13 protein-coding genes are annotated in these 13,846 nt (G+C 63.6%); 5 read left to right on the forward strand and 8 right to left on the reverse strand.

All coding sequences use genetic code 11. The annotated features are described in order from the left end of the window. Nucleotides 1–3: 3 nt before the first annotated feature. From sds to H0O21_RS11340, 5 genes are all read right to left on the reverse strand, one after another. Nucleotides 4–975 (reverse strand): solanesyl diphosphate synthase, encoded by a 972-nt coding sequence (sds, locus tag H0O21_RS11320; RefSeq protein WP_185189723.1) that lies wholly within the window; start codon nt 973–975, stop codon nt 4–6. 22 nt (nt 976–997) lie between these two features. After that, a complete protein-coding gene (gene murI / locus H0O21_RS11325; protein WP_185189724.1) occupies nt 998–1,804 on the reverse strand; it encodes a glutamate racemase in 807 nt (268 codons plus the stop codon). After that, nucleotides 1,801–2,892, reverse strand: coding sequence for an N-acetylmuramoyl-L-alanine amidase (locus H0O21_RS11330; protein WP_131455479.1), 1,092 nt, complete (start codon nt 2,890–2,892; stop codon nt 1,801–1,803). Before H0O21_RS11330 ends, murI begins: the two co-directional genes overlap by 4 nt. A gap of 4 nt (nt 2,893–2,896) precedes the next feature. Further along, nucleotides 2,897–3,718 (reverse strand): carbon-nitrogen hydrolase family protein, encoded by an 822-nt coding sequence (locus tag H0O21_RS11335; protein WP_131455480.1) that lies wholly within the window; start codon nt 3,716–3,718, stop codon nt 2,897–2,899. 67 nt (nt 3,719–3,785) lie between these two features. Then, nucleotides 3,786–4,517 carry a 2-phosphosulfolactate phosphatase family protein gene (locus H0O21_RS11340; protein ID WP_185191014.1) on the reverse strand — a complete coding sequence of 244 codons (732 nt, stop codon included), beginning with the start codon at nt 4,515–4,517 and terminating at the stop codon, nt 3,786–3,788. 64 nt (nt 4,518–4,581) lie between these two features. On the opposite strand from H0O21_RS11340, the gene H0O21_RS11345 reads away from it, so the two are divergent. The 5 genes from H0O21_RS11345 to H0O21_RS11365 all read left to right on the forward strand — a co-directional run bounded on the left by H0O21_RS11345 (nt 4,582) and on the right by H0O21_RS11365 (nt 10,111). Continuing rightward, on the forward strand, nt 4,582–6,162 hold the full coding sequence (locus H0O21_RS11345; RefSeq protein WP_185191015.1) for a UbiD family decarboxylase: 1,581 nt from the start codon (nt 4,582–4,584) through the stop codon (nt 6,160–6,162). Nucleotides 6,163–6,168: 6 nt separating this feature from the next. Then, nucleotides 6,169–7,488, forward strand: a complete 1,320-nt coding sequence (aroA, locus tag H0O21_RS11350) for a 3-phosphoshikimate 1-carboxyvinyltransferase (RefSeq protein WP_185189725.1) — start codon at nt 6,169–6,171, stop codon at nt 7,486–7,488. Then, the gene (locus H0O21_RS11355; protein ID WP_185189726.1) at nt 7,469–8,431 is read left to right on the forward strand and encodes a tRNA (5-methylaminomethyl-2-thiouridine)(34)-methyltransferase MnmD; all 963 of its coding nucleotides are present in this window, start codon (nt 7,469–7,471) and stop codon (nt 8,429–8,431) included. The genes aroA and H0O21_RS11355 overlap by 20 nt, the downstream gene beginning before the upstream one ends. Nucleotides 8,432–8,493: 62 nt before the next feature. Next, nucleotides 8,494–9,837 carry a bifunctional UDP-N-acetylglucosamine diphosphorylase/glucosamine-1-phosphate N-acetyltransferase GlmU gene (gene glmU, locus H0O21_RS11360; protein ID WP_185189727.1) on the forward strand — a complete coding sequence of 448 codons (1,344 nt, stop codon included), beginning with the start codon at nt 8,494–8,496 and terminating at the stop codon, nt 9,835–9,837. Nucleotides 9,838–9,916: 79 nt separating this feature from the next. Then, nucleotides 9,917–10,111, forward strand: a complete 195-nt coding sequence (locus H0O21_RS11365; RefSeq protein WP_131455484.1) for a hypothetical protein — start codon at nt 9,917–9,919, stop codon at nt 10,109–10,111. Between the two features lie 6 nt (nt 10,112–10,117). On the opposite strand, the gene murF is transcribed toward H0O21_RS11365, so the two are convergent. From murF to glgA, 3 genes are read right to left on the reverse strand one after another with little or no spacing between them, the layout of a single operon-like run. Next, nucleotides 10,118–11,473 carry a UDP-N-acetylmuramoyl-tripeptide--D-alanyl-D-alanine ligase gene (murF, locus tag H0O21_RS11370; RefSeq protein WP_185191016.1) on the reverse strand — a complete coding sequence of 452 codons (1,356 nt, stop codon included), beginning with the start codon at nt 11,471–11,473 and terminating at the stop codon, nt 10,118–10,120. A gap of 23 nt (nt 11,474–11,496) precedes the next feature. Further along, entirely contained in the window at nt 11,497–12,270 is a 774-nt protein-coding gene (locus H0O21_RS11375) for a hypothetical protein (RefSeq protein WP_185189728.1), read from the reverse strand. Between the two features lie 6 nt (nt 12,271–12,276). After that, nucleotides 12,277–13,827 carry a glycogen synthase GlgA gene (glgA, locus tag H0O21_RS11380; RefSeq protein ID WP_185189729.1) on the reverse strand — a complete coding sequence of 517 codons (1,551 nt, stop codon included), beginning with the start codon at nt 13,825–13,827 and terminating at the stop codon, nt 12,277–12,279. Nucleotides 13,828–13,846: the final 19 nt, after the last annotated feature.

Consider the following 13,846-nt stretch of genomic DNA (forward strand, 5'->3'; position numbering starts at 1 on the left):
GCGTCAATACAAACGGCCGAGCACAAACTCAGGGAGTTCAATCAGAGCCCGCCTGGATGGAGACTCGGGCAGCCAGGCCAGGGCTTCCCTCGCCTCGCGGGCAAAGGTTTCAGCGAGTTCACGGCTGCGGGGAATCGCCCGGGAAGCGCGCACAAGCTCGAGAGCCTGAGCGAGATCCCCATCACCGCTGAATTCCCGTTCAATGAGTCCAGCCAGCTTCGGTTGCTCCTCAAGGGCATAGAGCGCTGGAGCGGTGAGGTACCCACTGGCGAGATCACTGGCAGCTGGCTTACCCAGTTGTTGGTCGCTACCCGTGAAATCAAGGATGTCGTCGACCACTTGGAAGGCGAGTCCGAGCTGGCGCCCGTAGTGATAAAGAGAATCCAGATGCTCACTGCTTTCGTTACTGAGCACCCCAGCGGCCTTGGCGCTGTTGGCAATCAGGGACGCGGTCTTGCAGTAGCTCTTCTCGAGATACGTTGCAAAGGTCTGACCGGTGTCGTAACGGAACAGGCCCTGCTTCACCTCACCATCCGCGAGATCCATGATCACGCGGCTCAGCAGCTTCACCACCTCCAGATCATCGAGGTTGGCCAAGTGCCAACTGGCTTGGGCAAAAAGGAAATCACCGGCGAGCACAGCCACCCGATGGTTGAAACGGCTATGGACTGTGGCCACTCCGCGACGGGTCGAAGCCTCATCCACGACATCGTCGTGGACAAGCGAGGCCGTATGGATCATTTCAGTGATCTCTGCCAGCCTGCGGTGTCGCGCCGTTAATTCACCGTTGGCAGAGAGTGCCCTTGAGATCAGGAGCACGATCCCCGGGCGTAAACGTTTTCCACCAGCGCTGAACAGATGTTCGGCTGCTGCCTGAAGGATCGGATGGCCAGCCCCGATCAGGCTGCGCAGATCGCTCAGGAGTGTCTCCAAATCCTGTTCAACCGGCTGCAGCAGCTCTGTGACGGTGGCCATGGATCCCCTCGGTGCGGCGATCCTAGGGGGAGCAGGCCTGGGGTCGCAGGTCCACCAGTTCCACCAGCGGGCGTTCTCCCAACCAGGGGGTGGCGCGGGTTGCAAAACCCTCCGGATCCGCCGTCACACACAGACGGGTGGTGGCGAGCGAGAGCGGAGGGGCATGGCCGTCCTCCACGGGGCTACCCAACAGTGCATCGAGCTGACGGGCCACCCCTTCAGCGGGATCAATCAGGCGGATCCCATCAGGCAGCAGGCTGCGCAGCAATGGTTCAAGGAGTGGGTAATGGGTGCAGCCCAGGATCACCGATTCAACCGATGCCTCCAGCAAAGGACTGAGATAACCCATCGCCAGCTCACGCAGCTCCGGACTACTGAGATCACCCGCCTCGATCCTCGGCACGAAATCGGGGCAGGCCTGCTGCACAACCAGGGAACCTGGATGGAGCGCTTCGATGCTCTCGCGATAGGCGCCTGAAGCCACCGTCGCCGGGGTTGCGAGCACTCCAACCCGACTTTCCCGAACGAGGGCGGCAGCAGCACCGATCAAGCCCACCACCGGGACCCCGGCCTGGCCCTCAGTAACGTCGCGGGCTAGGGCATTGGTGGTGTTACAGGCCATCACCACCGTGGAGACGTCCTGATCCTTCAGCCAGGCGACCACCTCGGCCGCAATGGCCCTGATCTCAGAGGGGGCACGACTGCCGTAGGGCACCCGGGCCGTATCTCCGAGATACACAACGGGCACCGAACCATGACGGCGCAGCACGCTCCGAAGCACGGTGAGCCCACCGACGCCGCTGTCAAACAGGCCAAGGCAGATGCTCACCGGGCCTCCTGGAGATACTCGAGGATGCCGGTGGCAATGGCGAGGGCAAGGCGGCGGCGATGATCTGCCATCGCCAAGCGGGGGGCATCGAGCCTGCCGGTGACAAACCCGGTCTCCACCAGCACCGAGGGCATGGTGGTGCGTCGGATCACAAAGAAGCGCCCCTGCCGCACTCCCCGATCGGGACTGCCGGGGGAGACGTTGAGCACCTGACGTTGAATGCGCGCTGCCAGCCGGGCTGAACGGGGATCCGAAAAGTAAAAGGTCTCGATGCCATTGACCTCCGGGCGAGACATGCTGATCGCATTGGCATGGATGCTGACGAACGCCGTGGCACCGACGCGGTTGGCGCGTGCCACCCGGGGGGGGAGGTCCACGTCAACGTCCGCCGTGCGCGTCATGGTCACCTGCACACCTTTGGCCTCCAGCAGCTGGGCGACCTGGAACGAGATGTCGAGCACCACATCGGTCTCGCGCAAACCAGCAATGCCGACCGCTCCTGGATCAGGCCCGCCATGCCCGGGATCAATCACCACGTGGTAACGACCACGGGGAACATCCGGCAGACCCGCGGCATTGATCGGTGTCCGGGTCGGTGTGATCTGCACCCCCGACGACCAACCACCGGAACGAGCCGTGAGGTCGCCCTCACCGATGGCACGCAAGCCCCTGGTCGGCATCCCCTCAAAGACAAGCTTCCAGCGGTCGGCGGCCGTGCCCACCAGCTTGAGGCGAGCAGGGTCAAGCTCTACACCAGGCTGAAACTCCAGCACCAAGCGCGTGCTGCCGGGCGTGGGCTTGCCGAGGCGGATCTCCCGAAGCGCCCCACTGCCACGAACGCTCCTTGAACGGCTCAGCTCCCCAGGAAAATCAATCCAGACCCGCGGTCCCTGACGACGGTCACCAGCCTCAAAGAAGGCTTCAAGCCTTGCACCGGTGGCCGTGCGCAGCTCAAGCACTCCATTGTCAGTGAACGACCAGGCCGCCAGGGCGCTGGCAGCTCTGGCCGGCAACGAGGCCAAAGCGGCAGGGAGCTGCAGCAGCGCCAGCGCCAGCAGGGCCAGGGGACGGGAACGGGCCGGGCGCATGGAATCAGAACAGGGCGGGCCGGCGATGCCGAAGGCTCGGCATTTGACCGCGAATGCGCTTCAGATGATCGGGATCGATGGGCGCGACCGCGGCACCGGGGAGCACACCCGCGTCAGCCAGCACCGTGCCCCAAGGATCAATCACCATGGCGTGGCCATGGGTCTGACGACGGCCTCCGTGCTGTCCGGTCTGGGCAGGTGCCAGCACGTAGGCGGTGTTCTCGATCGCCCGGGCCTGCAGCAGCACCTGCCAGTGATCCTTGCCGGTGAAGGCGGTGAAGGCAGCAGGGATCATCAACACCTCGGCTCCGTCGCCGACGAGATGGCGGTAGAGCTCAGGGAACCGCACGTCGTAGCAAATGGACACCCCCACCCGGCAGAGGCCGGGAATGCTGACCACTGGTGGATGGGTGCTTCCGGGACTGAAACTCGCCGATTCCCGATAGGTGCTGCCGTCAGGCAGATCCACATCAAACAAGTGGATCTTGTCGTAACTCGACAGCAGCTGACCGTCACGGCCCACTAACTGAGCGCGCTGGTAGGTGTGCTGGCCATCGCCCACCGGCACGGGGAATCCACCCCCGAGGATCGCAACCTGGTAACGGCAGGCCATCGTGACCAGAAAGCGTTGGCATTGCTCAGCCAAGGCCGGCGCCAACTCGAGCCGACGGGCGTCGTCCCCCATGTAGGCGAAATTTTCAGGCAGGCCCACCAGCTCCGCCCCACGGCGGGCCGCCAGTTCGATCTGCTCCTCGGCGGCACTGAAGTTGCTCTCCGGATCAGAGCCGCTGGTCAGTTGCACAGCCGCCGCCAGAAAGTCGCTCACAGCAATCCCTGAAAGGGTCCGACTGTAAAGGGATCTGCCGCATCAGCAAGCCCGCAGAGAGTGCCGCTCAGACAGCTCGCAACAGCCCTGGCTCCACCTGGGTCGGCACCACTCGGAGCTCATCGAGCCCTGCACAGCAGCGGAAATCGGCGTCATGGTTCCCCAGACCGATCAGACGCTGGCCATGGGTGGCCTTGCGAAGACAGGCCTCGGGATCCTGCTGCCATTGGTTCCAGAGAGCGAGCGCCGCCGCCATCTCATCGTTGGCGCTGGATCCACCTTGAGCAATCAGCAGGGACGCCAGCGCACCAGCGGCGAGGGAATCCTCCAGGGAATAAGACCCCTCCCAGCCGCTACCGACAATCCACACGGTCTCCAGGGGTTCCGCCAGCAGGCGATCCGCCACCGCTTGACGATTGGGAAGCGCTGCAGTGAACACGCGAGCGACTTCGCGGACCCGCTGCAGGGAGCGGGTCCCATTCGTGGTGCTCATAAAAAGACGCTTGCCCTGCACCAGCTCGGGCACCACGGCTACCGGGGAGTTACCGAGATCAAAGCCCTCCAGTTTCTGGCCGCCCCGCTCACCCACCAGCAGACGTTCTCCCGCGGGCCAGGCTGCCGCTGCCGTGCGCAGCTCATCGAGATCGCTGAAGGTCTGCACCGCTTCAGCCCCGTTATGGAGCGCCCAGGCGATGGTGGTGGTGGCACGCAGCACATCGATCACGACAGCGGCATCAACCCTCGAGCTGTCCGGCCCCTCCGGCACATCGGCCGCAACGTGGAAGTAAGCGATCTGCATGGCCACGGAGATGGAGCGGGTGCGTCACAGTACCGGGATCGCCCGTTCCGTCACTGTCAGTTCCATGGCCCTGTTTCGCTCCGGACCGGCGACCCGTGATCTCAGGGGCTTTCTCGAGCTGCTGGAAAGCAAAGGACAACTGCGCCGGATCACGGCACCGGTGGATCCGGATCTGGAGCTCGCAGCGGTCGCCGATCGGGTGCTGGCCGCAGGGGGCCCCGCCCTGCTGTTCGAGAACGTGATCGGCAGCTCGATGCCGGTCGCGGTGAACCTGCTCGGAACCGTCGAGCGCGTGGTCTGGAGCATGGGTCTGGAACGGGCCGAACAGCTGGAAGACCTCGGGAGTCGCCTGGCTTTGCTCCAACAACCCCGCCCGCCCAAGGGACTGACGGAAACGAAGGCTTTTGCTCGGGTGTTTTGGGATCTGCTGAAGGCGGTGCCGGATCGAGACCTGACGCCGCCCTGCCATCAACAGGTCTTCGAAGGGGAGGCGATGACACTCGATGCGCTTCCCCTGATCCGGCCATGGCCCAGTGATGCCGGAGGGGTGATCACCCTGGGGCTGGTGATCACGAAGGATCCCGAGACCGGTGTTCCCAATGTCGGGGTCTACCGCCTTCAGAAGCAGTCCTTCAACACCATGACGGTGCACTGGCTGAGCGTGCGTGGGGGAGCCAGACACCTGCGCAAAGCAGCGGCCATGGGCAAGAAGCTTGAAGTCGCGGTGGCGATCGGCGTTCACCCCCTGCTGGTGATGGCAGCCGCAACTCCGATCCCGGTGCAGTTGAGCGAATGGTTGTTCGCCGGGCTCTATGCCGGCGAGGGGGTGCGTCTAACCCGCTGCAAAACCCTCGACCTCAACGTACCCAGCCACAGCGAAATCGTTCTCGAGGGCACGATCACGCCTGGGGAAGTACTCCCCGATGGTCCCTTCGGAGATCATATGGGCTTCTACGGCGGAGTGGAGGATTCGCCGCTCGTGCGCTTCCACTGCATGACGCAACGGCGGAAGCCGATCATGCTGACCACCTTCAGCGGTAGGCCTCCGAAGGAAGAAGCGATGCTCGCGATCGCCCTCAATCGGATCTACACACCGATCCTCCGTCAGCAGATTCCGGAGATCAAAGACTTCTTCCTTCCGATGGAGGCCCTCAGCTACAAGCTGGCTGTGATCTCCATCGACAAGGCCTATCCGGGTCAAGCCAAGCGCGCGGCCATGGCCTTCTGGAGCGCCTTGCCCCAGTTCACTTACACCAAATTCGTGGTGGTGGTGGACAGCCACATCAATGTGCGCGATCCCCGCCAGGTGGTCTGGGCGATTGCAGCCCAGGTGGATCCGCAGCGGGACCTGTTCGTTCTCGAGAACACTCCGTTCGACAGCCTCGATTTCGCCAGTGAGCAGCTAGGGCTTGGGGGACGACTGGCCATCGACGCCACCACCAAGATCGGTCCGGAGAAGAACCATCCCTGGGGCGAACCCCTCAGCCGGCCCGCCGACCTAGAGGCACGGGTGAGCAGCCGCATGGAGGAGCTGGGCTTGGGGGATCTCGACGATCAGAGCCCCGATCCGGCACTGTTCGGCTACGTCCTGGATGCATTGCTGCAGAACCGACCCATAGGATCGGCTGCATCCAAAGGCAGCTGACCGAACGTGTCCGGAACGACTGGCTCTCCCCGTGACCTGAAGGCGGGCGGACGTCTGAGCGGACGGGTCACTGTGCCTGGAGACAAGTCGATTTCCCATCGGGCGTTGCTGTTCGGCGCCATCGCGGAGGGCACGACCACCATTGAGGGGTTGCTGCCGGCAGAAGATCCGATCAGCACGGCCGCCTGCCTGCGGGCAATGGGTGCGGAGATCAGCCCGATTGAGTCTGGGGCGGTGATCCAAGTGAAGGGCGTGGGCCTCGATGGGCTGGAGGAGCCCTCTGAAGTGCTCGACTGCGGCAACTCCGGCACCACCATGCGTCTCATGCTCGGCCTTCTGGCCGGACGCGAAGGGCGTCATTTCGTGCTGAGTGGAGATGCCTCTCTGAGACGACGGCCGATGCAACGGGTCGGACAGCCCCTCGCCCTGATGGGCGCCGAAGTGCGCGGACGGGACGGCGGCAACTATGCACCACTGGCGGTGCAGGGCCGCAAGCTCCACGGAGCAGTGGTGGGCACACCTGTGGCCAGCGCCCAAGTGAAGTCGGCACTGCTGCTGGCGGCCCTCACCGCTTCAGGGCCAAGCACTGTGATCGAGCCAGCCCATTCCCGAGACCACAGTGAACGGATGCTGCGGGCTTTTGGGGCCGACCTTGCAGTGGGTGGCGAGATGGGACGGCACATCAGCGTCAGGCCCGGCGCCACTCTCACCGGTCAGCACGTTGTCGTGCCCGGTGACATCAGCTCAGCGGCGTTCTGGCTGGTGGCCGGAGCACTGATCCCAGGAGCTGAGATCACCATCGAAAACGTGGGTCTGAACCCCACCCGCACCGGTGTGCTCGACATTCTCGAGCAGATGGAGGCACGAATCGAAGTGCTGAACCAGCGGGATGTGGCCGGCGAGCCGGTGGGCGATCTGCGCGTGCATCACGGCCCCCTCAAAGCCTTCCAGTTCGGGGAAGAGATCATGCCCAGATTGGTGGATGAGGTGCCGATCCTTGCCGTGGCCGCCTGCTTCTGCGATGGCATCAGTCGCATCAGCGGCGCCTCCGAACTCCGCGTCAAAGAAACCGACCGACTGGCGGTGATGGCCCGTCAGCTCAAGGCGATGGGCGCCTCGATCGAAGAGCAGCCCGATGGCCTGATCATCCACGGAGGCCAGTCGCTGCGGGGGGCTGCCCTCGACAGCGAAACCGACCACAGGGTGGCCATGAGCCTGGCGGTGGCAGCGATGCTGGCGGATGGAGATTCCACGCTCGAACGGAGCGATGCAGCTGCCGTGAGCTATCCCACGTTCTGGAGCGATCTTGAGCGACTGCGCTGCTGAGGACTGCCCCCTCGGCCATCTGACAGCCCTGGAAACAGCGGATGGAAGCCTGAGTCTCCACAGTGATCATTTCCAGGAGGCCTTCCACAGCTCTGTGGGAGCTCTCGAGGAGGCGCGGGCAAAATTTGCCCAACCAGCTGAACTACAGCGCTTCCTTGCAGGATCGACGCTGCGGGTGCTGGATGTCTGCGTTGGCCTCGGCTACAACAGCGCCGCCCTGATGTCGGAGCTGGAAGAGCGACAAGGGCCCATGGCGCCGGAAGAAGCACCTCGATTGGATTGGTGGGGGCTGGAGCTGGATCGTCGCCCCCTCGCCATGGCGTTGGCCCACGCACCATTCCTCAAGCTCTGGCCAGAACCTGTACGCCATCGTCTTGAGGCCCTGCAGAGGAACGGTGGCTGGCAAGACCGCACCAGTGCCGGAACAGTCCTCTGGGGCGATGCGCGCCAGACCCTCAAGCAGTTGCCGTCGGGATCCGGCTTTGATCTGATCCTGCACGATGCCTTCTCCCCCAGCCGCTGCCCCGAGCTCTGGAGTGAGGAATTTCTCCGGGGTCTGGCGGAGCGCTTAGCTCCCGGAGGACGCCTGCTCACCTATTCGAGAGCAGCGGCTGTGCGAGGGAGCCTGGGCAGGGCAGGACTGGAGTTGCGCTCGCTGCTGCCGGCTCCAGGCCAACGCAAGGAGTGGAGCTCGGGCACCCTGGCCAGCCGCCCCAACCCCAGAGATCCGTTGCCGGACTACGGGCCCGGCTGGCAACCCCTCACCACCATGGAGCAAGAGCATCTACAAACCCGTGCGGCCATCCCCTATCGGGACCCATGGGGGGCGGATAGGGCCGCATCGATTCAGCAACGTCGACAGGATGAGCAGGGCCGCTGCACGCTGGAGAGCACGAGCCGTTGGCAGCGACGCTGGATCCATCGTGTTGCATCCATGGGCTGATCGGCCCTCGAGTCCCAAGCGACGGAGATCCCGGTAGATTCCGCCCGACTCGACCGCTGCGCATGCTCGCCGTTGCCGTTCTGGCCGCTGGAAAAGGCACCCGCATGAAAAGTGCCCTGCCCAAGGTGCTGCAGCCCCTGGCTGGGGCCACCCTGGTGGAGCGGGTCTTGGCCAGCGCTGGCAACCTGCAGCCGGAGCGCCGTCTGCTGATCGTTGGCCACCAAGCCGAGCGGGTCGAGCAGCAGCTCAGTCATCTCCATGGTCTGGAGTTTGTGCTGCAGCAACCCCAGAACGGCACAGGCCATGCCGTGCAGCAGCTGATGCCGGCCCTGGATGGATTCAGCGGAGAGCTGCTCGTGCTGAATGGAGATGTGCCTCTGCTGCGAGCGGAGACGATCGACCAGCTGGTGAGCCAGCACCGCCGCAGCGGCGCCGATGTCACGCTCCTCACGGCCCGGCTTGCCGATCCCACCGGCTATGGAAGGGTGTTTGCCGATCCAGAAGGCCGAGTGAGCGAAATCATTGAGCATCGCGACTGCAGCGAGGAACAGCGACAGAACGACTTAACCAACGCAGGCATCTACTGCTTCAACTGGAAGGCGTTGATGACGGTGCTGCCGCAGCTGAGCACCGACAACGACCAGGGGGAGCTCTATCTGACCGACACCGTGGCGATGCTCGATACAGCCATGCACCTCGAGGTGTCAGACCCCGACGAGGTGAACGGCATCAACAACCGCCAACAGCTGGCGCAATGTGAAGCGTTGCTGCAACAGCGCCTCCGCGACCATTGGATGGCGGAAGGGGTGACCTTCATCGATCCGGCCAGCTGCACCCTGAGCGAAGCCTGCAGCTTCGGCCAGGATGTGGTGATCGAACCCCAGACTCACCTGCGCGGCCGCTGCCAGATCGGGGACAACTGTCGGATCGGTCCCGGAAGCCTGCTCGAGGATGCCGAACTGGGCTGCGATGTGACCGTGCTCCAGTCCGTGGTTCGAGAGGCCAAGGTCGGCAATGGCGTCGCCATTGGCCCCTTCGCGCACCTACGACCATCTGCGGTCATCGGTGATCAGTGCAGGATCGGCAACTTTGTGGAGGTCAAGAAAAGCGAGCTGGGCTACGGCACCAAGGTGAATCACCTCAGCTACATCGGCGATTCCCAGCTAGGAACCAACGTCAATGTGGGCGCCGGCACCATCACCGCCAACTACGACGGTGTGAATAAACACCGCACCATCATTGGTGACGAAAGCAAGACAGGGGCCAATTCGGTGCTGGTGGCACCGGTCTCAATCGGCGCCAAGGTCACCATCGGTGCCGGCTCAACGATCACCAAGGATGTTCCCGATGGCGCCCTGGCCCTGGGGCGGGCCAAACAGCTCGTGAAGGAGAACTGGGCTGGTTAAACAGCAGAAACTCTTCAGCACTGACCCGATGGCGAAAAAGCCGTGACGTGTGAGCGTAAGGGCGCCCCGCGCTGCGGCAATGCCTCCCCAACAGCGATACACCGTGCGGTATCGGGACCGCAATAGCGCGTCAATCGAACGTTGCTACTACGCCCGTGATGTGCATGAAGCCAGGGTGTTGGCCATGGAGTCGATTCCTTACATCCGCAACCACCCAATGGCGATCGATCTGATTCGCCGAGAGACCAGCCATCCCTTCAATCGCGCGGCTTGAATCGACCTAGCCAGTCGGCAGCGTATCGAGGAGAGGCAGCAGTCGCTCCAAAGCCACCCCGCGGCTGGCCTTGAGCAGCAGCGTGTCACCGGGACGGAGCCAGTCCCGTAGGGGATTCATGGCGTCTTCCGGTGTGCTGACCCGAGCAAAGGCTGGCAAGGACAGTGCGATGGGTTCCATCGCCTCCGCTTCCACCCCATCGACCACCAGCACAAGACCATCAAGACCGAGTGCCACGGCTCGTTCAGCCACCTGACGGTGAAGCTCCACACTGCGCTCACCCAGCTCGAGCATGGTGCCGAGCACCGCGAAGCGACGCCCGTTACTGCTCGCGAGTAGGTCGAGAGCAGCGAGAACGGCCTCAGGGGAGGCGTTATAGGTCTCATCAAGCACGGTGATGCCACCCAGATGCAGACGACGATTGCGTCCACCAGGCATGTCCACCTCCAAACGCTCCAGCTGCTGCAGATCCACCCCAAGCTCCTCAGCCACTGCCAGGGCGAGCAGAAGGTTACGGGCGTTGTGGCGACCCTCGAGTGGCAGCTGAACCCTGCGTCCGTTGCAAACCAGCAGACCGGCCGCCTCGTCGATTCGCCCCAGGCAATCGGGAGGATGGGCCTTCAGGTCCGGATCCCCCTCGAGTGCGACACGACGAACCCGGCCGCTCCAGCGGCTGGAAAGCGTCTGTTCCAGCAGCGGATCCCCGGCCGGGATCACCACCAGTCCATCGGCGACCAGGGCCTCGGTGATCTCACATTTGGCCGCCGCAATCGCCTCCCGACTGCCCAAACGACCGATATGGGCGGTGCCGATGTTGGTGATCACCGCGACCTGCGGCTCCGCGCAGCGGGAGAGCCGGGCGATTTCCCCAGGGCCACGCATGCCCATTTCAATCACTGCAGCACGGTGCTCCGGCCCAAGCCCCAAGAGCGTGAGGGGAACGCCGATGTCGTTGTTGTTGTTGCCAATACTGGCCTGGACAGCTCCCAGCGGTGCGAGCGCAGCACGAATCAGTTCGCGCGTGGTGGTTTTACCCGCAGAGCCCGTCACCGCCACCACAGGACAGGCCAGCTGGCGACGATGGAGGCACGCCAGCTGCTGATAGGCATCCTGGGTATCGGCAACGGTCCAGTGGAGTAAGCCCTCCGGTATGGGGTGACGGGTGTCTTGGTTGACCACAGCCGCCTGGGCAGGGCAAACAGCTGCCTGAGAGAGGAAGCTGTGGCCATCAAAACGATCGCCGACCAGGGGCACGAAGAAGGCACCGGCCTGGAGCAGGCGACTGTCGGAGCACACAGGCCCCAGGGGTTGCGCCAACTGCGCCGGGTCGACCAGACCTTGGGGAGCCCCCCAGATCTCCATCAATTGCCTGAGCTGCAGCACGGTCAGCGTCCCGATGACTCGAACAGGATCATGCCGCTGCCAACACGAGCTGTCCTGGCCAGAAGCCGCTGATCGGCCGCTTCGATGCGCAGCTCACTGAACCCCTCTGCTTCCAGTCGCTCCCACCAGTGATCAACGCACTGCTGACGTCTGTCTTCTGGGAGCACAGCCCACCCTTCAGACACCACCAACAGCACGCCATTGATCGAGGGCTGGGGGGTGGCGGCGGTGATCCATTCATCGTCATCACTCAGAAAGCGCAGCAGTGGGTCGATCGGAGGCGCAGAGGTCTGGAAAGGGGAAGCCTGATCCACGGCCTGTTGCTCTGCCTGATCCACGAAGGGCTCGGGTGATGGCTCCGAAGATGCCCCCGGGAATGGCGGCACGACTAAATCGCCCAGGGCCGATGCGTCAGAGGCAGGTTCCGAGATCGCCGGACCGGTTCTTCCATCAGCGGACAGCGGGCTGGTGGTGAGATGCATCACCTCCTGGGAGGGTTCTGGTGACGGATCCCGCCTGAACTGCAGCACGATGCCACCGATCAGCAAGAGAAACAGCAGCAGACAGAGGGGCCAAAACAGGGGAGCAAGATCACGGGGCCAGAACCCTGGGGTGGAGAGAGTCCCTTCACCGTTACGACGCCACAGCTCCTGAAGCCGCAGCCGCAGGTCGGCCACAACGGCTCGCAGATTCTCCAGCAATGTCGACCAGGGATTGGCATAGGGCGCCGGCAGCGGCCCGGTCGAGGGCTGATCGCGACTGGAGGGATCCACCATCAACCGTCAGGAACGCTTCCTCCCAAGCAGTCTGGACAGGGGATTGCGGCGAGGACCATCGAGCGGAACCCGACCGACTCCTGGGGCGGGAACGAACGAGTCTTGATCGGCATGGCTGCGGTTGGGATCGGCTTCCTGGCCAAGGGAGAAGCTCTCGACGGCCGCCGCATCCGGGCTGGGCTCCTTGAGACCGCAAACGTCGCGATACATCTGGTCGTAAGCGAGGGCGGAGCGATCCCAGCTGTAATCCTGGCGCATGCCGCGCAGCTGCAGCTCCCGCCAGCTGTCCCGATGGCGATAAGCCTCCCAGGCCCTCACCAGGGCGGTGTAGAAGTCAACCGGCTCGAAACGGTCGAAGCAGAAGCCAGTGCCGCTGTGATTGGCGGGATCGTGGGGCGGCACCGTGTCCACGAGACCACCAACCTTGCGCACCACTGGGACGCATCCGTAGCGCATGGCCATCAGCTGACTGATGCCACAGGGCTCAAAGCGACTTGGCATCAGGAAGGCATCGCTGCCTGCATAGATGAGACGGGAGAGGGCGTCGTCGTAGGTGAGGAACACGGCAACCCGTCCGGGATGGCGTGAGGCAAGCTGCCAGAGACCGGACTCCAGGCCGCGATCACCGGTGCCCAGAACCACGATTTGAGTGTCGGTGTATGCCAACAGACGATCGGCCACCTGAAGCAGCAGATCAACCCCCTTCTGATCGACCAAGCGGCTCACCATTCCGAGGAGGAAGGTGTCGGGATTCACAGTGAGTCCCATGCGCTCCTGCAGCACCCGCTTGTTCACGGGACGACCGGACAGGTCGTCGGCGCTGAAGTGGGAGGGAAGCGCAGGATCCGTGGCGGGGTCCCAGGCCTCTAGATCGAGCCCATTCAGAATGCCGCGAAGCTTTCCGGAGATGTAATTGAGCAATCCGTCGAGCTTTTCGCCGTATTCGGCCGTACGGATTTCACAGGCGTAGGTGGGAGAGACGGCATTGACACGATCGGCATACAGCAGGGCTGCAGCCATGGTGTGGTCTCCCTGCATGTACCAGGGGCACCAGGTCATGCGATCGAGCTTCCAGCGCCAGGGGCCCTGGTACTTGAGGTTGTGGATGGTGAAGACCGTGCTGATCTCGGGGTCTTGATGCATCCAGACCGGAATCATGCCGGTATGCCAGTCATGGCAATGCAGCACCTGAGGCTTCCAGACGTTCCAAGCGAACTCTGAGGCGGCACTGGCAAAGAACGTGAAGCGCCAGTCTTCATCCTCTCCGCCATAGATCCGCTCAGGATCGAACACGGGATGGCCGACCAGGTAGATCGTCATCCCATTGCTGGGGTGTCGCGTCTCGTAGACCGCAAATTCTGTGCCCATGGTCTGGGCGCGCCAGATGGGCTCATCGCTTATGGCCAAGCGGCTCCAGAGCTTGCTGTAGCCAGGCATGATCAGGCGCACATCGTGGCCGAGCTTGGCCAGGGCAGGTGGCAGAGAGCCGACCACGTCGCCCATGCCACCCACCTTCACCATCGGGGCGCACTCGGCAGCGGCAAAAAGAATGCGCATGGTCGGTGAAACCCCAGGA

It is taken from the genome of Synechococcus sp. HK01-R (assembly GCF_014217855.1).
Classification (GTDB): domain Bacteria; phylum Cyanobacteriota; class Cyanobacteriia; order PCC-6307; family Cyanobiaceae; genus Synechococcus_C.